This is a genomic window from Arthrobacter sp. ISL-5, assembly GCF_018613835.1.
In the GTDB taxonomy this organism is placed as follows: Bacteria; Actinomycetota; Actinomycetes; order Actinomycetales; family Micrococcaceae; genus Arthrobacter.
The window spans coordinates 79,777-98,745 of record NZ_JAGGPM010000046.1 but is presented as its reverse complement, the minus strand read 5'-3'; the positions used below and the strand labels follow the sequence as shown (position 1 = coordinate 98,745).

Below are 18,969 nucleotides of genomic sequence, written 5' to 3'. Positions count from 1 at the left end.
CCCGTCAGTCCTCGTCGCCCTTTTCCCAGGCTTCGTTGCGTGCCTTGACCTTCTCGAGGGCGTGTTCGGCCTCTTCCCTGGTCTTGTAGGGGCCGATGAGTTGGGTCCAGTCCGACAATGCGTCCTCTTCCACCTCATGGGTCTTCACGTTGTACCAGTACTCGGGCATCGACGTTCCTCGCTTCCGGTTGGCAACCGGCCCCCGCCGGCGTGATCCACGTAACGTAAACCGCAACCGGGCCGGGAGGCCGCATTAATTTACATGGCATTCTGCGCTGCCTTATATGATCAATCTATGCCTTCCTTAGCCTCGACCGCACCCACCGGCACGCTCACCCCGGGATCTGTCAGCCCGCAGCGGCCTGTATCCGCGTCGATCCCGCGGCCCGAGTACGTCGGCAAGCCCGGACCGGAGAAATTCACCGGCTCTGAGGTGAAGTCGGCCGAAACCATCGAGAAGGTCCGCGTCGCGGGCCGGATAGCGGCACAGGCGATCGTGGAAGTGGGAAAGCACATCGCGCCGGGCGTCACCACTGACGAACTGGACCGGATCGGCCACGAGTTCCTGCTGGACCACAACGCCTATCCCTCCACGCTCGGGTACCGCGGCTTCCCGAAGTCCCTGTGCTCCTCGCTCAACGAAGTCATCTGCCACGGCATTCCGGACAGCACGGTGGTTCAGGACGGTGACATCCTCAATATCGACATCACGGCGTTCATCGGCGGAGTGCACGGCGACACCAACCACACCTTCCTGGTCGGGGACGTGGATGAGGAATCGCGCCTTCTCGTGGAGCGGACGAAGGAATCCCTCAACCGGGCCATCAAGGCGGTGGCTCCAGGGCGGCAGATCAACGTGATCGGCCGCGCCATCGAGTCCTATGCCAAGCGCTTCGGCTACGGGGTGGTCCGCGATTTCACCGGGCACGGCGTCGGAGAGGCGTTCCACACCGGCCTCATCATTCCGCACTACGACGCCGCGCCGGCCTACAACACCGTGATCGAAACGGGCATGGTGTTCACCATTGAGCCCATGCTGACCCTCGGCACCATCGAATGGGACATGTGGGCCGACGACTGGACGGTGGTCACCAAGGACCGCAAGCGCACCGCCCAGTTCGAACACACGCTCCTGGTCACCGAATCAGGCGCCGAAATCCTCACGCTTCCCTGACGCCCGCCGGTCCCCCGCCGGCCCCGATCCGGCAAGCCACCCTTGCCCCTCCCGAGCCCCTTACCCTGCCACGAACGGAACCCCATTGGCCAAGAAGGACGAAAAGACCCGCAAGAACGCACCGCTGATTGGCATCGACATCGGCGGAACCGGAATCAAGGGCGGCATCGTCGACCTGAAGAAGGGCAAACTGATCGGCGACCGGTTCCGGCTGGCAACGCCCCAGCCCGCCACGCCGGCAGCCGTGGTGGAAGTCGTGGCCCAGGTGGTTGAAGAGCTGTCGGCGCGCCCTGACGCCCCCGACGCTGACAGCCCGGTTGGCGTGACGTTCCCCGGCATCATCCAGCACGGCGTGGTCCACTCCGCCGCCAACGTGGACAAGAGCTGGATCGACACCGACATCGACGCGCTGCTGACGGCACGGCTGGGCCGCCCGGTGGAGGTCATTAATGACGCCGACGCCGCCGGCCTCGCGGAAGCCCGTTACGGCGCAGGCGCCGGAATTGGCGGCACGGTCCTCGTCATCACGCTCGGCACGGGCATCGGCTCGGCGTTCATTTTCAATGGACAATTGGTGCCCAACGCTGAACTCGGCCACCTGGAGATCGACGGCTTCGATGCCGAAAGCAAGGCCTCAGCCGTGGCGCGGGAACGGGACGGACTCAGCTGGGAAGAGTACAGCGTGCTCCTCCAGCGCTACTTCTCCCACGTTGAGTTCCTCTTCTCCCCCGAGCTGTTCATCGTCGGAGGGGGCATCTCCAAGCGTGCGGACGAATACCTGCCGCGCCTGAAGCTGCGCACGCCGATCGTTCCCGCCGAGCTGAAGAACGAGGCCGGAATCGTCGGCGCCGCCATCGAAATTGCACTGCACCACGACCTGGTGAAGTAGCTCCGGTAGCGAAGGCTGCAACAGCACCGGACCGGCAGCGCAGAAGGCGGCAGACACAATGTCTGCCGCCTTCTCTTGTCCTTCTGGAGCCGGTGGCAGCTGCGGCTTCCCCTCCGCTGCCGCCACCGGAGCTTAGAGCGGGCTCTTTTCGGAGCTCTTGCCTTCGGAACGCTTGGCGTCCGCACCCTTGGCTTCCACTTCGGCCTCGTGGCGAAGCAGCGCAATGGCGGACTCGAAGTCTTCCAGCGATTCGAAGGCCTGGTAAACGCTGGCGAAACGGAGATACGCCACCTTGTCCAGCTTCTGCAGCGGGCCGAGGATGATCAGGCCCACCTCGTGGGCATCGATCTCGGCCGCACCGGAAGCCCGGATGTTTTCTTCGACCTCCTGCGCCAGCATGGCGAGGTCATCCTCACTGACCGGCCGGCCCTGGCAGGCCTTCCGAACGCCGTTGATGACCTTGCTGCGGCTAAAGGGCTCGCCCACGCCGGAACGCTTGATCACCGAGAGGCTGGTGGTTTCGACAGTGGTGAAGCGGCGCCCGCATTCGGGGCATTGCCGGCGGCGCCGGATGGCGGAGCCGTCGTCCGCCATGCGGCTGTCCACCACGCGGGAGTCGGGGTTACGGCAAAACGGACAGTACACGCTGTTCCTTCCCCGGTGCGTATGGCGCTGCCGGCAACAGAAGAGCCGGAGTTTGTTCCGGATCCAGTTTACGGCTACATGTAGCTGAATAACAAGCCTGTAATTACTACATGTAGTGGTTAGCGATCGTTCCTGAAGCGGGCTGTCACAGCGTCTCCGTGTGCCGGGAGGTCTTCCGCCCCGGACAGGCTGACGATGTGCCCGCTGACCTGTTCCAAAGCGGACTCCGTGTAGTTGATGACCTGGATGGCGCGCAGGAAGGTGGTCACGTTCAGCCCTGATGAGAATGCCGCCGTCCCGCTGGTGGGCAGCACATGGTTTGAGCCTGCGCAGTAATCGCCGAGGCTCACGGGGCTGTAGTCCCCGACGAAAATGGCGCCGGCATTCCGGATCCGCGACGCCACCGCGGCGGCGTCCGCCGTCATGATCTCAAGGTGTTCTGCGGCGTAGGCGTCACAGGCGGCAATCCCCTGCTCGAGGTCGTCCACGAGGACGACGCCGGACTGCGGCCCGGACAGGGCTTCGCGCACGCGCTGGCTGTGCTTGGTGGAAGCTGCCTGAAGCTCGAGTTCCTCCCGCACGTCCGCGGCGAGCTGGAGTGAGTCCGTGATCAGGACGGACGCGGCCTTCGGATCGTGTTCTGCCTGGCTGATCAGGTCCGCGGCTACGAATGCGGCCCGGGCCGTGGCATCCGCCAGAATGGCAATTTCCGTGGTGCCCGCCTCGGAATCGATGCCCACGACGCCCTTGACGAGCCGCTTGGCGGTGGCCACGAAGATGTTCCCGGGTCCGGTCACGACGTCCACCGGTTCCAGGGCCGCCTCGCCCTCCGCACCCGGAACGCCGTAGGCGAACGCGGCGATGGCCTGGGCCCCGCCGATCGCGTAGACCTCGTCGATGCCAAGCAGCGCGGCGGCGGCCAGGATGGTGGGGTGCGGGAGCCCGCCGAAGTCCTTCTGCGGCGGCGACGCCAGTGCGATGGACTCCACCCCTGCGGCCAGGGCGGGAACCACGTTCATGATGACCGACGACGGGTAGACGGCAAGGCCGCCGGGAACGTACAGGCCCACGCGGGCCACGGGAACCCACTTTTGGCTCACCACGGCCCCGTCGCCGAGGGCGACGTCGACGTCGGCGGGCCGCTGGCCGTCCGCGAACCGCCGGGCCCGGCTGATGGATTCCTCAAGCGCGGACCGCACGGCCGGGTCCAGGCCGTCCAGTGCTGACCGGAGCGCCTCCGCCGGAACGCGCGGATGCGCCTGCTCCACGCCGTCGAACGCGCGTGCAAAGTCAGCGAGGGCAGCAAACCCGCGCTGGCGGACGGCGGCAATGATGTCCGTGACTTTCTGCTCTGCATCGGCCACCGTCTGGTGCCGTGCCCGCGGCACCGCCTCCCGGAGTTCCGCGAGGCTCAGGCGACGGCCCCGCAGATCAACGGTGCGGAATTCGACACTGCGGAATTCGACACTCCGGAGTTCGGCGGCGGGGGAAGTGGGGCGTACGGAGCGGTCCGGAGAAGTGGTCACCCGTTCATTTTACGCGCCGCGGCGCCAGCCCTTGCGGTGTTACGGAATGCCGTCCAGTCAGCCTGCCGGACGGCTGCGCTGTCAGTAACCCTGCCGTGCGTCTTGCCCCGCGGCAGCATCCTCGGACTTGCCCAGCAGGCTGATCACGCGAAGGGCGAAATAGCCGGCCGCGACGGCGGCCGGCCACAGCACCAGGACCGTGTGGGATCTCAGCGAGAATGCGACGCTGGCATTGGCGGACGTGTCCTGGGGCTGGCCCAGCCAGAGGCCCGCCAGCACTCCGGTCTGCCAGGCGAGGACGGCTGCCGCCCCGCCGGCGGCCACCGAGAGCACAAGCATCCGGCGCGTTCCGCCGTCCTTGCGTCCGGACAGCAGCACGGCCACGAGGCATCCGGCGAAGACAAAAAGCCCGGCCAGGACCAGGTCCCGCGGGAGCCAGCCCTCGGTGTTGGTGCCGGACGCCAGCGCGGCTTTACCGGAGAGGAGGTTCATTCCGCCGGGAGCCAGGAACCACCACAGCAGTCCTGCAGGGATGCCTGCCCCGATGATGCCCGCGACCCACGGCCAGCTCGGCCGGATGCTTACCGGGGCCCCATCCGGCTGGTCGTGGTCGCGGACCGGAGGTGCAGTTGCGGGCTGTGTCATGAAGAAACGTTAACAAATGTTGGTCCGCGTTGCGGAAACCGGACTGCGCTGCGGCCGAATGATGCAACGCCCGGGAAGCCCAATAGTCTTGTAGTAGAGACACCATCACCAACAGGTTCAGCAGGGAGATCGATCACAGTGGCCTCAGATGACACCGCCTTCGAGGGCACGTTCAAGGAAATGTTCCGGCGCCACGCAGCGGGAGTGGCCATTATCACCGTGAACTACGACGGGGTGCCCTACGGGTTCACGGCAACCTCGGTGGCATCCCTGTCCGCCAAGCCGCCGCGCTTCACTTTCAACATGGCCCGCAGCTCCAGCTCATGGCCGGCCGTCGCCAACACGACGTACATAGGCGTCCACATGCTGGGGCTGGACAACCAGGAGCTGGCCGACCGCTTTGCGCGCACGAAGGAGCGGTTCGCCGGGGACCACTGGGCCCTCGGGCCCCATGATGTGCCCGTACTCAAGGATGTGGCCGGGTGGTTGATCGGAAAGATCCAGATGCGGCTTTCCTTCGAAAACAACGCCGTGGTGGTGGTGGAGGTCGTTGAGGGCGAAGTGGGCGAAGACGGCACACCGCTGCTGTACCACTCCGGAGCCTACGGGCAGCCGGTCCCGCTCGATTACGAAATCTAGGCCGGCCCCCTAGGCGTCCAGGCAGGCAGGACCGAGCAGCACTTTCAGGTCTCCGAAGAGCGACGGGTTGGGGTTGACCCGCAGGTGCACGGGCAGGCCCATGACCTCCACGCGGGCGTCGCCCTGCAGGTGGACCCGGACCTCCGAGTTTCCCCTGTGGTTGCGCAGCACGTCCCCCAGTTCGGTGACCACTGCTTCCGTGGCCTTGTGCGTCGGCATTGTGATCACGATGGGCCCGTTGGTACCCTCGCTGAGGTCGGGCACGGACAGTTCCATGCAGTTCAAGGTGATGGCGCCGTCGTCGCGACGCTGCAGCCGGCCCTTGACCACCACGATCAGGTCCTCGGCGAGGACCGACGCGATGGGCCCGTACACCTGGCCGAAGAACATCACTTCCATGGAACCGCCGAGGTCCTCGATCTCCGCCCGGGCGTAGGCGTTGCCGCTGGCCTTGGCGATCCTGCGGCTGAGCGAGGTGATCATGCCCGCAATGGTGACAATCGCGCCGTCGTGCGGGCCGTCCTCGGCGATGATCGAGGTGATGGACTGGTCGGCGTGCTGGCTCAGCAGCCCTTCGAGCCCCTGCAGCGGGTGGTCCGAGACGTAAAGCCCGAGCATGTCGCGCTCGAACGAGAGCTTGTCCTTCTTTTCCCATTCGGGAAGGTCGGGGATCTCGATGCTCAGCGATGCCTCGGATTCGGCTTCTTCGAAGCCGGCGAAGAGGTCGAACTGGCCGATCGCCTCGTTGCGCTTGAGCGTGATCACGGAGTCGATGGCCTCTTCGTGGATCATGGCCAGGGCTCGCCTGTGGTGGTTCAGGGAGTCGAACGCGCCCGCCTTGATCAGGGATTCGATGGTGCGCTTGTTGCAGACCACCGCCGGGACCTTCATGAGGTAGTCCTTGAAGGACGTATAGGCCCCTTCTTTTTCGCGCGCCGCCACCATGGCTTCGACGGCGTTCACGCCGACGTTGCGGATGGCGCCCATGCCGAAGCGGATGTCGTTGCCGACAGGGGTGAAATTGAGGGCCGACTCATTGACGTCGGGCGGCAGCACCGTGATGCCCATCCGCCGGCATTCGTTGAGGTAGATCGCCGACTTGTCCTTGTCGTCGCCCACCGAGGTCAGCAGGGCGGCCATGTACTCCGGCGCATAGTGCGCCTTCAGGTAGGCCGTCCAGTAGGAGATCACGCCGTAGGCGGCCGAGTGCGCCTTGTTGAAGGCGTAGTCGGAGAACGGCAGCAGGATGTCCCAGAGGGTCTTGACCGCGGCCATGGAATAGCCGTTGTCCTGCATGCCCTGCGAGAAGCCGGCGAACTGCTTGTCCAGCTCGGATTTCTTCTTCTTGCCCATGGCACGGCGCAGGATGTCGGCCTGGCCGAGGGTGTAGCCGGCGAGCTTCTGCGCCACGGCCATGACCTGCTCCTGGTACACGATCAGGCCGTAGGTCCCGCCCAGGATTTCGGAGAGCGGCTCCTCGAGCTCCGGGTGGATCGGGATGACTTCCTGGATCTTGTTCTTGCGCAGCGCGTAGTCAGTGTGCGCGTTGGCGCCCATCGGTCCGGGCCGGTAGAGGGCCAGCACCGCGGAGATGTCTTCGAAGTTGTCAGGCTTCATGAGCTTGAGCAGGGAGCGCATGGGGCCGCCGTCGAGCTGGAACACGCCCAGGGTGTCGCCCCTGGCCAGCAGCTCGTAGGACGCGGTGTCGTCAAGGGCCAGGGTTTCGAGGTCCAGGTCGATGCCGCGGTTCATTTTGATGTTTTCCAGGGCATCCGAAATGATCGTCAGGTTTCGCAACCCGAGGAAGTCCATCTTGATCAGGCCGAGGCCCTCGGACGTCGGATAGTCGAACTGGGTGATGACCTGGCCGTCCTGGAAGCGGCGCATGATGGGAATGACGTCGATGATGGGGTCCGACGACATGATGACGCCGGCGGCGTGCACGCCCCATTGCCGCTTCAGGCCCTCGATGCCCAGTGCCGTCTCGAAAACCTTGGCGGCCTCGGGGTCGGTGCTGATCAGCTGGCGGAAGTCACCGGCTTCGCTGTAGCGCTTGGCTTCCTTGTTCTGGATGTCGGCCAGCGGAATGTCCTTGGCCATCACGGCCGGCGGCAGCGCCTTGGTCAGCTGCTCGCCCATGCTGAACGGGTAGCCCAGGACGCGCGAAGAGTCTTTGAGGGCCTGCTTGGTCTTGATGGTGCCGTAGGTGACGATCATGGCCACGCGCTCGTCGCCGTATTTGCGCGTGACGTAGTCGATCACTTCCGAGCGGCGCCGGTCATCGAAGTCGACGTCGAAGTCAGGCATGGAGACGCGGTCCGGGTTGAGGAAGCGCTCGAAGATCAGGCCGTGGTGCAGCGGGTCAAGGTCGGTGATGCGCATGGCATACGCCACCATGGAGCCTGCACCGGAGCCACGTCCGGGACCTACCCGGATGCCGTTGTTCTTGGCCCAGTTGATGAAGTCGGCGACCACGAGGAAGTAGCCGGGGAAGCCCATGGAGGTGATGACTTCCAGCTCATAGTCGGCCTGCTTGCGGACCTTGTCCGGGATGCCCTGGGGATAGCGGTAATGGAGCCCCTTGTCGACTTCCTTGACCAGCCAGGATGTTTCGTCCTCGCCTTCCGGGCAGGGGAACCGGGGCATGTAGTTGGCGCCGGTGTTGAACGAAACTTCGCAGCGCTCGGCGATCAGGAGCGTGTTGTCGCACGCCTCGGGGTGGTCGCGGAACAGTTCACGCATTTCCTGCGGTGACTTCAGGTAGTAGCCGCTGCCGGAGAAGGCGAACCGCGAACCGCCGTTGTCGTACGTCGGCTCCAGGAGGGTGGAGCCCGACTGGATGGCCAGCAGGGCCTCATGCGCCTTCGCGTCGTGCTCGTGCGTGTAGTGCAGGTCGTTGGTGGCCACCAGCGGCAGGTTCAGGTCCTTGGCCAGGCGTAGCAGATCGCCCGTGACACGCCGCTCGATGTCCAGGCCGTGGTCCATGAGTTCGCAGAAGTAGTTCTCCGCGCCAAAGATGTCGCGGAACTCCGCAGCAGCCTCAAGCGCTTCGCGGTACTGGCCGAGCCGCAGCCGGGTCTGGACCTCACCGGACGGGCAGCCGGTGGTGGCGATGAGCCCTTCCGAGTAGGTGTTCAGCAGCTCACGGTCCAGCCGGGGCCATTTGCCGAAGACCGAGTCCAGGGAGGCGATCGAGGAGGCGCGGAAGAGGTTCCGCATGCCCACGTTGTTGTAGCTCAGCAGGGTCATGTGGGTGTAGGAACCACCGCCGGAGACGTCGTCCTTGCGCTGGTTTTCCTCGCCCCAGCGGACCCGGCTCTTGTCACCGCGGGCGGTTCCGGGAGTCACATAGGCTTCGACGCCGATGATCGGCTTGATGCCTTTGTCGGTGGCCTTGCGCCAGAAATCGAACGCGCCGAACAGATAGCCGTGGTCCGTCGTGGCCAGGGCGGGCATCCCCAGGCGTTCGGTTTCGTCGAACAGCTCCCCCAGGCGGGCCGCACCATCCAGCATGGAGTATTCGGTATGGGTGTGCAGGTGGACGAACGAGTCATTGCTGGAAGTCACCGGACCATTCTAGTGCCGCCCGCCGACATTCTCCGCGACCACGCCGCCGGTCAGGCCTTGCCCGACTCCAGGACTTCCAGTGCGTATGCCAGGTCCTCGGGGTAGTCGCTGGTGACCGTCACGCGCTCCCCCGTCCGCGGGTGGTCGAAGCCGAGCTGGCGGGCGTGCAGCCATTGGCGGGTGAGGCCGAGGGTGGCGGCGAGCCGGGGGTCGGCCCCGTAGGTCAGGTCCCCGGCACACGGGTGCCGGAGCGCGGCGAAGTGGACCCTGATCTGGTGGGTCCGGCCCGTCTCCAGGTGCACCTCCACGAGGGTCGCTTTCCCGAAGGCCTCGAGGACCTCATAGTGCGTGACCGACGGGCGGCCGTCCTCGATGACGGCGAAGCGCCAGTCGTGGCCAGGATGCCGGCCGATGGGTGCGTCGATGGTTCCCTGCAGGGGGTCCGGCAGGCCCTGGACAACGGCGTGATACACCTTGTCCACGGTGCGTTCCTTGAAGGCCCGTTTGAGCGCCGTGTACGCCTGTTCCGATTTGGCCACCACCATGACGCCGGATGTTCCGACGTCGAGCCGGTGGACGATGCCCACCCGCTCCGGGGAGCCGGAGGTGGAGATGCGGTATCCGGCGCCGGCAAGTCCGCCGACCACTGTCGGCCCCACCCAGCCGGGAGACGGATGGGCCGCAACCCCTACCGGCTTGTCGACAACCACAAAGTCGTCGTCGTCCAGCAGAATCTTCAGGCCTTCCACTACTTCCTCCACTACTTCCAGGGGGTCCCGCCGCTCCGGGACCGTCACGTGCAGCACAGCGCCGGACGTGAGTTTGGCGGACTTCCCCACGGGCTTGCCGCCGCTGAGAACGTTCCCTTCGGCGATCAGCGTGGCCGCGAGGGACCGCGACATGCCCATGAGCTTGGCCAGGCCGGCGTCCACCCGGCTGCCGTCAAGCTCGTCGGGCACTACGACGCGCTCAGACATCCTTGGCTCCGTCAGCTTTGGCGACGCCGTGGTGCGACCCGTCAAGGGCAATGCCCCGCAGCGTCAGGAGGCAGATGATGACCACCGACGAGACAACCGCCGAATCCGCGATATTGAAGATCGCGAAGTTGGGCAGCTGAATGAAGTCGACGACGTGCCCCATGGCGAAGGACGGCTGCCGGAAGAGACGGTCGGTCAGGTTCCCCAGCGCGCCGCCGAGCAGGAGGCCAAGGGCAAGGGCCCACCAGGCCGAACCGAGCTTGCGGAGCTGGAACAGGATGGCGATGGCGACACCCACCATGATGATCGTAAACACCCAGGTCACGTTCTCGCCGATGGAAAAAGCGGCCCCGGAGTTCCGGATGAAGTACCAGTGCAGCACCGGAGGGAGCACGGGGATCCGTTCGCCTTCGACCATGTTGGACGTGACCCACAGCTTGGTGAGCTGGTCAAAGACGTACGCGAACGCCGCGAAGCCTGCGAACAGGGACAACAGCACCGCGCGCCGTGGCCGTGGTGAAGAGGAGGCTGGGTGCGCTGCGTCAGCGGCAAGTTCGTCAGTCATGGTGCTTTCATTCGGGAACCGTTGTTAATCACAAAAGCCGGTGGCCGAGGAATCCTCAGCCACCGGCTTTCAGAATACGTGCTAAACGGCAGCGCTGCTTTCGCCGACCTCGGGGGCAGCGACAGAACCGCGGGCGTCCAGGTCGCGCAGCTGGCCTTCGATGTAGGCCTTCAGGCGTGAGCGGTAGTCGCGCTCGAAGCCGCGGAGCTGCTCCACCTTGCGCTCCAGGACGGACCGCTGCTGCTCCAGGGCGCCGAGGATCTTGCGGGACTTCTCCTGGGCGTCGTTGACGAGGCTGCTTGCCTCGATCTGCGCTTCGGCAATGATTTTGTCGCGCTGCTCCTGGCCGTCCGCAACGTGGCGGTCGTGCATCTGCTGCGCCATGGCCAGCAGGCCGGCAGCAGACTGGGAGGCGTCCTGGCCCGAGGCAGCGGGTGCCTGGACGGCGGCGGCCTGCTCGGCTTCCTTCTTCTTGGCCAGTTCGGCGGCTTTGGCCTCAGCCTCGGCCTTGGCACGCGCTTCGTCCTTGTCGGCCTTGGCGGGCGCCGGGACCTTTTCAACCACCGGTGCGACCGCTGCGGTGGCGGCGGGCGATCCCGAACCGCCTTCGGAGAGCTTCTTGCGAAGTTCGTCGTTCTCCTGGTTCAGGCGCCGCAGTTCGACGACGATTTCGTCCAGGAAGTCATCAACTTCGTCCTGGTCGTAGCCTTCGCGGAACTTGGTCGGCTGAAAGCGCTTGTTGACAACGTCTTCTGGCGTCAAAGCCATCTGGTCACCTCGTTGGTCTAGTTAGTCAGTAGGCCTTCCGGCCGTCAAAACTACGGTACCTAAATATGGTCTGGTTCCTCTAATTCAACACGGTGATGTCAAACCAGAGATTCTCCGCGCTGGCGGCGTTCCCTTTCGGGAACGGCCGCTGCGCTGCAAGCTGATATGAAACTATGCGAATGACTTGGTGAAGGCCATAGCCACGCTGAGGGCAATGAACAGCACCAGGAAACCAAGGTCAAGCGAGACGCCCCCGAGCCGCAACGGCGGAATGAGCCGACGAAGGACTTTCAGCGGCGGGTCCGTGACGGAGTACACCGCGTGGGCCGCCACCAAGGCCATGCCGCGGGGACGCCATTCGCGGGCGAACATCTGGACCCAGTCAAAGACCAGGCGGACAATCAGGGCCACGAAGATGAACAGCAGCACGATATAGACGAGCCCGAATACTATTCCCATGAGCTAACCAATATCTCCATGATTCATTCCGGATACCGCGGTGTCCTGTGGATCTTGCCTGTTGTGTGCTTCCACTATTTCAGCACGGATGCCAGGCAGGTGTCCCCTGCCTGGCATCCTGACAGCCGTTTTAGCTTTGGTTGAAGAAGCTGGCGGTGGTCTCACTGGCCTTCTTGTCGTCGCCGATGACCTCGATGTACGACGGCGACAGCAGGAACACCTTGTTGGTGACGCGCTCGATGCTTCCGCGCAGGCCGAATACGAGGCCGGCGGAGAAGTCGACGAGGCGCTTGGCGTCGGCCTCACCCATGTCGGTGACGTTCATGATGACGGGGATGCCGTCCCTGAAGCTTTCACCGATGAGTTTGGCGTCGTTGTAGGACCGCGGGTGGATCGTGGTGATCTGCCGCAGGCCGGTGGTCTCTTCGCGGCTCGAAGCCGCACGCTTAATGGGTGTCACGGGTGCGCGGTATTCCTCTTCGGCAGCTGGTGGCACTTCACGGACGACCTCGCGGACCGGCGCCGGTGCGCGGCGTTCCTCACGGTCATGATCCATTGAGTGGTCCTCGTCTTTTCGCTGGGTGGAAAGCTCAGACTCGTAGTGTTCATCGCCATCGGCGAGCCCAAGATAGATCATTGTCTTGCGCAGAGCGCCGGCCATGGTCGACTCCTAATCGTGTCCGTAAGCGGGCCGCCCAAAGGTCCTGACAGCATTGAAAGTGCCCGCCATTCACTTCCAATACTCAGACGCTACCGCACGGCCGGGCGTGAACCGAGAATATCCGAGCCAATTCTGAGGTGTGTCGCACCGTACCGTACGGCCGCTTCGAGATCCTGGCTCATGCCGGCGGAAATCCCCGTCGCGCCGGGGTATTCGCCCCTCAACCGGGCTGAAATCGCCGAGAGTTTCTGAAACGCCCGGTCCGGATCGGCGCCCAGGGGCGCAACGGCCATGATGCCGGCGAGCCGCAGGCCGCCGGCTCCTTCCAGCTGTTCAGCCAGCAGCGGAACGTCAGCCGGGGCCGCGCCGCCCCGGTGGGCGCCGGCGTCGTCGTCGAGGCTGACCTGGATGAAGCAGTCGAGGCTGCCCCGCCCGGAAGTTTCCTGTTCGGCGGCCATCGCCTTTTCAAGCGCCGTCACGAGCTGCGGCCGGTCCACGGAGTGGACGGCATGGGCATACCGGACCACGGTCTTGGCTTTTTTGCTCTGGAGCTGGCCGACAAAGTGCCACCTGAGGTCCAGTTCCTGGAGCAGGGCGGCCTTCTCCGAGGCCTCCTGGTCGCGGTTCTCGCCGAAGTCCGTGACTCCTAGCCCGGCCAGCCTGCGGACATCCTCGGCGGGGTGGAACTTGCTGACAACAATCAGCCGCGGAGGATCGTCACTGCGGTCCGCTGCCGCCGCTGCCTGGGAGATCCGCCGCCTGACGGCCTCCAGGCGCTGCCGGAGCTGGGCCGTCCGCGGATCTTCGCGCACCTCGTCCGACTCAGTCATGTGTCCATACCAGCCCGGCGAAGCGCCCCGAACGGTTATCCCTGCGGTAGCTGAACAGGGCGTCGTTTTCGAGCGTGCACGGGCCCCGGTAGTCGATGGGCACGCCCACTGATTCGAGCTGGCTCGCAGCGCCAGCGGGCAGGTCGAGCGCAGGGGTTCCCCAGGAAGTGGTTGACCAGGCGGAAGGCACGACGGCGGCAACCTCCGCGCGCAGTTCCGGCGGCACCTCGTAACACCGTCCGCAAACGGACGGCCCGAGCCAGGCACGGACTTCCGTGGCCCCCGCGGCGCGCATCTGTTCCACGGCGGCCGGGATGACCCCGGCGGAAACCCCCGGACGTCCCGCGTGAACAACGCCAAGCACGTGGCCGGCAGCGCCGGCGCCGACCAGAACCAGGGGAATGCAGTCAGCCACCATCACCGCCAGCGGCAGGCTGCGGGACACCATGGCATCCGCCGTCGGCGCCTCACAATTTCCTTCAACGACGGAGACGTGGTTTCCGTGCACCTGGTTCATGTACTGGAACCGGCGGGGCGCGATGCCCGCGGCGTGCTCCAGCTCCTCCCGGCGGCGGATGACCGACGGCCCGTCATCACCCACGTGCAATGCGAGGTTGCCCGCCCCGGTGTCCGTGAACGCCACAGACACACCGGGCAGGACTTCAGCACGCCACAGAAACAATCAAAACACCGACAATCAGGACAGCAACAGGCAGGGGATACGGGATCGGCGACGCCGGCCGGCGGCCTCCTACTTCAGGAAGTCCGGGACATCCAGGTCGTCCGAGCGGCTGCCGGACAGGTCAGGCTCAACAACCGACGGAAGATCGACGTCGAATCCCGAGTCTGCGGGAACCGCCGACTGGCGATGCTGTCCCCAGTTGCTGAGGCCGGCGGCGCCAACTCCGGCATGCACGGGCTGGACATGGACCTGCTGGCTGTTCGACGGCGCAGAGCTCGCCGGCGCGCTTGCCGGCACGGCCGGGCGCTGCGGCGCCGACTGCGGCAGTGACTGGTCCATGGACGGCGAGGTCGCCTTGACGTCGTCGAAGCCCGCTGCGATCACGGTCACCCGGGCCTCGTCGCCGAGGGCGTCGTCGATCACGGCGCCGAAGATGATGTTGGCCTCGGGGTGGGCAACTTCCTGCACCAGGCGGGCTGCCTCATTGATCTCGAACAGGCCCAGGTCGGAACCGCCCTGGATGGACAGCAGGACGCCGTGGGCGCCGTCAATGGAAGCCTCCAGCAGCGGCGAGGCGATGGCGAGCTCTGCGGCCTTGACCGCCCGGTCTTCGCCCCGCGCCGAACCGATGCCCATGAGTGCGGATCCCGCACCCTGCATGACCGACTTCACGTCGGCAAAGTCGAGGTTGATGAGGCCCGGCGTGGTGATGAGATCCGTGATGCCCTGGACACCGGACAGCAGGACCTGGTCAGCGGAGCGGAACGCATCCAGGACAGAGACGTTGCGGTCACTGATGGACAGCAGGCGGTCGTTGGGGATGACGATCAGCGTGTCCACTTCGTCGCGCAAGGCGTCAATGCCTGCCTCGGCGGAGCCTGCGCGGCGCCTGCCTTCGAAAGTGAACGGGCGCGTCACCACGCCGATGGTCAGCGCCCCGAGGGAACGTGCGATGCGGGCAACGACCGGCGCGCCGCCCGTTCCCGTTCCGCCGCCCTCGCCGGCCGTCACGAACACCATGTCGGCTCCGCGGAGGACTTCCTCGATCTCGTCGGCGTGGTCCTCGGCGGCCTGCTTGCCGACCTCGGGGTTCGCCCCGGCACCAAGGCCGCGCGTCAGTTCGCGTCCGACGTCAAGCTTCACGTCGGCATCGCTCATCAGCAGGGCCTGCGCATCGGTGTTAATGGCGATGAATTCGACACCGCGGAGACCCACCTCGATCATGCGGTTGACTGCGTTCACGCCACCGCCGCCGATGCCGACGACCTTGATGACGGCCAAGTAATTCTGCGGAGCTGCCACGTTACGTGTCCCTTGTTCGTGTCCTATTGCGAAAACTGATGGAGTCGAGCTTGAAGTTCCGAACCTTAACCTTCGAGTTGAAGGTTATAGTTATGTCAAGTAACTCATGTCTGTGACGCTATTTCCTATGCTTCGTACATTCAATAACCGACGCCGCGTGTCGTACTAATCACCGCGAAATAGAGCGGTTCAGCGCGTCACCGGATGCCTCGGCACGCTGACGTCGTAGATGTTGACGGGATTGGCCGGATCGGCCGGGACCTTCAATAGCGCCTCAAGCACACGCGCCTTCAGCTCCTTCTCCCCCGCGTTGCCCCAAATGATCGTCTGGCCGTCCACGAGCTTCAGTTCCACGGCGTCGACGGACTTGGCGGAAGCGTTGGAGAGCTTGGCCAGGACATTCGCGGGAAGCGCGCCTAGAACGGCGGCGGTCGCCTGGAACAGGTCTTTGCCGATCGTGCCGGCTCCGCCGTCGATGACCGGCAGCTTCACCGATTCCGGAGCGGCCGTGGCCCCGAGCCGCACGCCGTCCACATCCACCAGCAGGTACTCCTTGCCGCGCTTGACCAGTGCCACGGGCACCCGCTCATGCACCTGGACCACGAGGACGGAAGGCGGGTGCGCCTGCGTGGTCACCGATTTGATCTGGACGAGCGGCTTCAGCAGCGCGTTGACGTCCTCATCGCTCACCTGCGGCAGCGGCGTGCCCAGCAGCGGCTTGAGCGCCGCCTGGACCTGGGCCGGCTTGAGCAGCTTCGTGCCGCTGACCGCCACTGTCTGGACGGCGAGCACCGGGGAGTAGACCGCGGCCAGCAGCAGGCCCGCAATGAGGGCGGCGATGATGCACGAGGCCACGATGACATTGCGCCTGAGGCGTTTGCCCTTGGGCTCGGGAAAGGTGAGAACGTTGCCCGGTTCGGCTTTCCCGCCGTCCGGCTGCTCCGGCAGCTGCATTTTCGGCGGCTGCTTCCCGGACGGCTTTGTCCCGGACGCCTGTTTCCCGGACACCTGTTTCCCGCGCTGGCTGTCCTGCGGGGCGGGAGGGGATGCGGGTGCGCTCTTGGACGCCGAGATCACGCCCGGCTGCGTTGCTTCACGCGGTTCCTGCGCCTTGTCCCGGCTCCCCGGACGTACGGGCTTGTAGGTGGGACGGCGGCTGCTAGCCACTGAGGGACTCCACGATGAGGGGACCGTAGGCGGTCACGTCACCGGCCCCCGCCGTGAGGATGATGTCCCCCGGCTGCGCGGCTGAGGTGAGCGCGTCCACGGCCGGTGCGCCGGCTTCGACCAGGCGCCCGCCGGGACCCAGGTGCTGGGCGATGAGGCCGCTGCTCACACCGGGGATGGGATCTTCCCGGGCGGGGTAGATGTCCAGCACCAGGGCGGTGTCGGCGGCGTTGAGGGCGTCGGCGAAGTCCGCGGCGAATTCCCTCGTCCTGGAGAACAGGTGCGGCTGGAAGAGCACGTGCACCTTGTGGCTGCCGGCGACGGAGCGGGCGGCCGCAAGTGCCGCGCGGACCTCCGTGGGGTGATGGGCGTAGTCGTCGTAGACCCGCACTCCCCTGCACTCTCCCTTGAACTCAAACCGCCGGGACGCGCCAGAGAATCCCGCCAGGGCGGCCGCGGCGGAGCCTGCCTCGACGCCCAGCTCAAGGGCCACGGCCATCGCCGCCGCGGCGTTGAGCGCGTTATGCCGGCCCGGCACCTGCAGGGTGAGGGGAAACTGTCCGGTCGCCGTCGAAATCGCGACGTTGCCGGGGCCGCCGTCGTGCAGCCTGAGGTCGGCGGCATCAGAGGTGCCGTAAAGGACAACGCGGGTGTTTCCGCGTTCGCGCGTGCGGAGGGCCAGCGCCAGCGCGCCGGGGTCGTCCGCGCACGCCACCAGCACGCCTTCCGGGGGCAGCAGCGCCGTGAAGCGGTCGAACGATTCGTACACCGCCTCGGCCGTGCCGTAATGGTCCAGGTGGTCCGGTTCAACGTTCGTGACGACGGCGATCCGCGGGCGGTAGTTCAGGAACGACCCGTCGGATTCGTCGGCCTCGGCCACGAACACCTTGGAGCTGCCGTTCGCGGCGTTAACGCCGAGCGCCGGGACATTGGCGCCGATGGCGAAGGAGGGATCCAGGCCCGCGCCCTGCAGCAGCACGGTGATCATGGACGTCGTGGTGGACTTCCCGTGCGTGCCGGCCACGGTGACCACGAGGTCGTCTGCCATGGTGGCCGCCAAGGCCTCGGAGCGGTGCAGGACGGGAAGGCCGGCGGCCCGCGCGGCGGCCAGTTCCGGGTTGTCAGCGCGGATGGCGGAACCCGCCACGACCGTCTGGGCGTCCCCGAGGTTGGCCGCCGCGTACCCGACCGAAACCTTCGCTCCGGCTGCCGCGAGGTCAGCCATTACCGGCAGGTCCTTGGCATCTGATCCGCTCACGGGCACGCCGCGTGCCACCATGATCCTGGCCACGGCGGACATGCCCACCCCGCCGATGCCGATGAAATGCACGCGGCCAAGCGCGTCCTGGTGAAGTGGGCCGTTGCTGGTCATTTGGATACCGCTTCCAGTACAAGATCGGCCATGAGCCGATCGGCATCCCTGATGCCGAGGTTTTCGGAGTTCGCCGCCATGGAGCCGAGCCTGGCCCGGTTCGTCAGCAGCGGAATGAGCTGGGTGCGGACCCAGCCGGGGGTGAAGTCCCGGTCCGCCACCATCAGAGCGCCCCCTGCCTTCACGAGTCCGTCCGCGTTCAGTGCCTGCTCGCCGTTGCCGATGGGCAACGGCACGAAGACTGCGGGAACGCCGACGGCGGCCACCTCACTGACTGTGGCTGCTCCGGCCCGGGCGAGCAGCAGGTCCGCTGCGGCGTAGACCGTCTCCATGCCGTCCACGTATTCGCGTTGCCGGTATCCGGCGGCCTGAAGCGTGTTGCCTGCCGCGTCCTCAACCGATTTTCCGCGTCCCGTGATGTGAAGCGTCTGAATTCCGGCGTCCGCCAGGTCCTGGAGGGAGGCGGCCACGGTCCGGTTGATGCTCTGGGCTCCGGATGAGCCGCCTGTCACGATCAGCACCGGTTTGTCCGGCTGCAGGCCCAGCGCGCCGAGGGCGTTCTCGCGCGCCGTGGCCCGGACCAGGGCGGAGATTTCACGGCGCATCGGCATGCCGACATGCCTGGCGTTGCGCAGCGGTGTGCCGGCGAAGGCCACGGCCACATGCTTGCTCAGCCGCGCACCCACCCTGTTGGCCAGGCCGGGCCGGGTGTTGGCTTCGTGGATGACGATCGGGATCTTGCGCCGCCAGGCGGCCACGTACATCGGCGTGCAGACGTAGCCCCCGACTCCCACGAGGACGTCCGCGCCGGCGTCATCGAGGATCCGCCCGGCCTGCTTCACGGCACCGGCCAGGCGGCCGGGCAGGCGCAGCAGGTCCACGGATGGCCGGCGCGGGAACGGGACGCGGTCAATGGTGGCGAGCTCCAGGCCCGCGGCCGGAACCAGCCGGGTCTCCATGCCCGTTGAAGTTCCCACGGCCAGGAGCCGGGCATCGGGACGCGCGTCACGGATGGCGGCGCCGATGGCCAGTAGCGGATTGATATGGCCTGCCGTTCCGCCGCCGGCGAGGACCACGGACAATGACTCGGTTTTCATCAGG

At 65.9% G+C, this 18,969-nt stretch carries 19 protein-coding genes; 3 read left to right on the top strand and 16 right to left on the bottom strand.

The features are described 5' to 3' along the window. Window positions 1–4 precede the first annotated feature (4 nt). Window positions 5–169 (bottom strand): SPOR domain-containing protein, encoded by a 165-nt coding sequence (locus tag J7I89_RS22730; RefSeq protein ID WP_214975207.1) that lies wholly within the window; start codon window positions 167–169, stop codon window positions 5–7. A 126-nt stretch (window positions 170–295) separates the two neighbouring features. On the opposite strand from J7I89_RS22730, the gene map reads away from it, so the two are divergent. Together map and ppgK are read left to right on the top strand one after the other, a co-directional pair. After that, window positions 296–1,174, top strand: coding sequence for a type I methionyl aminopeptidase (map, locus tag J7I89_RS22725; RefSeq protein ID WP_214975186.1), 879 nt, complete (start codon window positions 296–298; stop codon window positions 1,172–1,174). Window positions 1,175–1,259: 85 nt separating this feature from the next. Then, window positions 1,260–2,063, top strand: a complete 804-nt coding sequence (gene ppgK / locus J7I89_RS22720; RefSeq protein WP_214975183.1) for a polyphosphate--glucose phosphotransferase — start codon at window positions 1,260–1,262, stop codon at window positions 2,061–2,063. 132 nt (window positions 2,064–2,195) lie between these two features. Here the strand turns inward: ppgK and nrdR are convergent, their stop codons facing one another. From nrdR to J7I89_RS22705, 3 genes are all read right to left on the bottom strand, one after another. Next, window positions 2,196–2,708 (bottom strand): transcriptional regulator NrdR, encoded by a 513-nt coding sequence (gene nrdR, locus J7I89_RS22715; protein WP_214975180.1) that lies wholly within the window; start codon window positions 2,706–2,708, stop codon window positions 2,196–2,198. Between the two features lie 119 nt (window positions 2,709–2,827). Continuing rightward, window positions 2,828–4,234, bottom strand: a complete 1,407-nt coding sequence (gene hisD, locus J7I89_RS22710; RefSeq protein WP_214975177.1) for a histidinol dehydrogenase — start codon at window positions 4,232–4,234, stop codon at window positions 2,828–2,830. 81 nt (window positions 4,235–4,315) lie between these two features. After that, on the bottom strand, window positions 4,316–4,879 hold the full coding sequence (locus J7I89_RS22705; protein WP_214975175.1) for a hypothetical protein: 564 nt from the start codon (window positions 4,877–4,879) through the stop codon (window positions 4,316–4,318). Between the two features lie 180 nt (window positions 4,880–5,059). Between J7I89_RS22705 and J7I89_RS22700 the strand changes: the two genes are divergently transcribed. Further along, window positions 5,060–5,518 carry a flavin reductase family protein gene (locus J7I89_RS22700; RefSeq protein ID WP_251045741.1) on the top strand — a complete coding sequence of 153 codons (459 nt, stop codon included), beginning with the start codon at window positions 5,060–5,062 and terminating at the stop codon, window positions 5,516–5,518. 9 nt (window positions 5,519–5,527) lie between these two features. On the opposite strand, the gene dnaE is transcribed toward J7I89_RS22700, so the two are convergent. The 12 genes from dnaE to murG form a co-directional block, all read right to left on the bottom strand. Further along, window positions 5,528–9,085: a DNA polymerase III subunit alpha gene (dnaE, locus tag J7I89_RS22695; RefSeq protein ID WP_214975169.1), complete on the bottom strand. Its 3,558-nt coding sequence runs from the start codon at window positions 9,083–9,085 to the stop codon at window positions 5,528–5,530. Between the two features lie 50 nt (window positions 9,086–9,135). Beyond that, window positions 9,136–10,062 (bottom strand): RluA family pseudouridine synthase, encoded by a 927-nt coding sequence (locus J7I89_RS22690; RefSeq protein WP_214975166.1) that lies wholly within the window; start codon window positions 10,060–10,062, stop codon window positions 9,136–9,138. After that, entirely contained in the window at window positions 10,055–10,627 is a 573-nt protein-coding gene (gene lspA, locus J7I89_RS22685; protein WP_214975164.1) for a signal peptidase II, read from the bottom strand. Before lspA ends, J7I89_RS22690 begins: the two co-directional genes overlap by 8 nt. Before the next feature lie 81 nt (window positions 10,628–10,708). Further along, entirely contained in the window at window positions 10,709–11,395 is a 687-nt protein-coding gene (locus J7I89_RS22680) for a DivIVA domain-containing protein (protein ID WP_214975162.1), read from the bottom strand. A gap of 171 nt (window positions 11,396–11,566) precedes the next feature. Then, window positions 11,567–11,854 (bottom strand): YggT family protein, encoded by a 288-nt coding sequence (locus J7I89_RS22675; protein WP_214975159.1) that lies wholly within the window; start codon window positions 11,852–11,854, stop codon window positions 11,567–11,569. Between the two features lie 130 nt (window positions 11,855–11,984). Continuing rightward, a complete protein-coding gene (locus J7I89_RS22670; RefSeq protein ID WP_214975156.1) occupies window positions 11,985–12,515 on the bottom strand; it encodes a cell division protein SepF in 531 nt (176 codons plus the stop codon). A gap of 89 nt (window positions 12,516–12,604) precedes the next feature. Continuing rightward, the gene (locus J7I89_RS22665) at window positions 12,605–13,345 is read right to left on the bottom strand and encodes a YggS family pyridoxal phosphate-dependent enzyme (RefSeq protein WP_214975144.1); all 741 of its coding nucleotides are present in this window, start codon (window positions 13,343–13,345) and stop codon (window positions 12,605–12,607) included. After that, entirely contained in the window at window positions 13,338–14,027 is a 690-nt protein-coding gene (locus tag J7I89_RS22660) for a polyphenol oxidase family protein (protein ID WP_214975143.1), read from the bottom strand. The genes J7I89_RS22665 and J7I89_RS22660 overlap by 8 nt, the downstream gene beginning before the upstream one ends. A gap of 69 nt (window positions 14,028–14,096) precedes the next feature. Further along, window positions 14,097–15,329, bottom strand: coding sequence for a cell division protein FtsZ (gene ftsZ / locus J7I89_RS22655; RefSeq protein WP_214975141.1), 1,233 nt, complete (start codon window positions 15,327–15,329; stop codon window positions 14,097–14,099). Window positions 15,330–15,518: 189 nt separating this feature from the next. Continuing rightward, the gene (locus tag J7I89_RS22650) at window positions 15,519–16,496 is read right to left on the bottom strand and encodes an FtsQ-type POTRA domain-containing protein (RefSeq protein ID WP_308160011.1); all 978 of its coding nucleotides are present in this window, start codon (window positions 16,494–16,496) and stop codon (window positions 15,519–15,521) included. Continuing rightward, a complete protein-coding gene (murC, locus tag J7I89_RS22645) occupies window positions 16,489–17,868 on the bottom strand; it encodes a UDP-N-acetylmuramate--L-alanine ligase (RefSeq protein ID WP_214975139.1) in 1,380 nt (459 codons plus the stop codon). Before murC ends, J7I89_RS22650 begins: the two co-directional genes overlap by 8 nt. Next, window positions 17,865–18,965, bottom strand: coding sequence for an undecaprenyldiphospho-muramoylpentapeptide beta-N-acetylglucosaminyltransferase (murG, locus tag J7I89_RS22640; RefSeq protein WP_214975136.1), 1,101 nt, complete (start codon window positions 18,963–18,965; stop codon window positions 17,865–17,867). Before murG ends, murC begins: the two co-directional genes overlap by 4 nt. Window positions 18,966–18,969: the final 4 nt, after the last annotated feature.

Bases quoted from the DNA above. Each gene is read 5' to 3' on its own strand.
- J7I89_RS22730 (WP_214975207.1), bottom strand. From the start codon at position 169: ATGCCCGAGTACTGGTACAACGTGAAGACCCATGAGGTGGAAGAGGAC.
- murG (WP_214975136.1), bottom strand. From the start codon at position 18,965: ATGAAAACCGAGTCATTGTCCGTGGTCCTCGCCGGCGGCGGAACGGCA.
- J7I89_RS22675 (WP_214975159.1), bottom strand. From the start codon at position 11,854: ATGGGAATAGTATTCGGGCTCGTCTATATCGTGCTGCTGTTCATCTTC.
- J7I89_RS22700 (WP_251045741.1), top strand. From the start codon at position 5,060: ATGTTCCGGCGCCACGCAGCGGGAGTGGCCATTATCACCGTGAACTAC.
- J7I89_RS22690 (WP_214975166.1), bottom strand. From the start codon at position 10,062: ATGTCTGAGCGCGTCGTAGTGCCCGACGAGCTTGACGGCAGCCGGGTG.
- lspA (WP_214975164.1), bottom strand. From the start codon at position 10,627: ATGACTGACGAACTTGCCGCTGACGCAGCGCACCCAGCCTCCTCTTCA.
- J7I89_RS22705 (WP_214975175.1), bottom strand. From the start codon at position 4,879: ATGACACAGCCCGCAACTGCACCTCCGGTCCGCGACCACGACCAGCCG.
- J7I89_RS22680 (WP_214975162.1), bottom strand. From the start codon at position 11,395: ATGGCTTTGACGCCAGAAGACGTTGTCAACAAGCGCTTTCAGCCGACC.
- map (WP_214975186.1), top strand. From the start codon at position 296: ATGCCTTCCTTAGCCTCGACCGCACCCACCGGCACGCTCACCCCGGGA.
- murC (WP_214975139.1), bottom strand. From the start codon at position 17,868: ATGACCAGCAACGGCCCACTTCACCAGGACGCGCTTGGCCGCGTGCAT.
- J7I89_RS22665 (WP_214975144.1), bottom strand. From the start codon at position 13,345: ATGACTGAGTCGGACGAGGTGCGCGAAGATCCGCGGACGGCCCAGCTC.
- J7I89_RS22670 (WP_214975156.1), bottom strand. From the start codon at position 12,515: ATGGCCGGCGCTCTGCGCAAGACAATGATCTATCTTGGGCTCGCCGAT.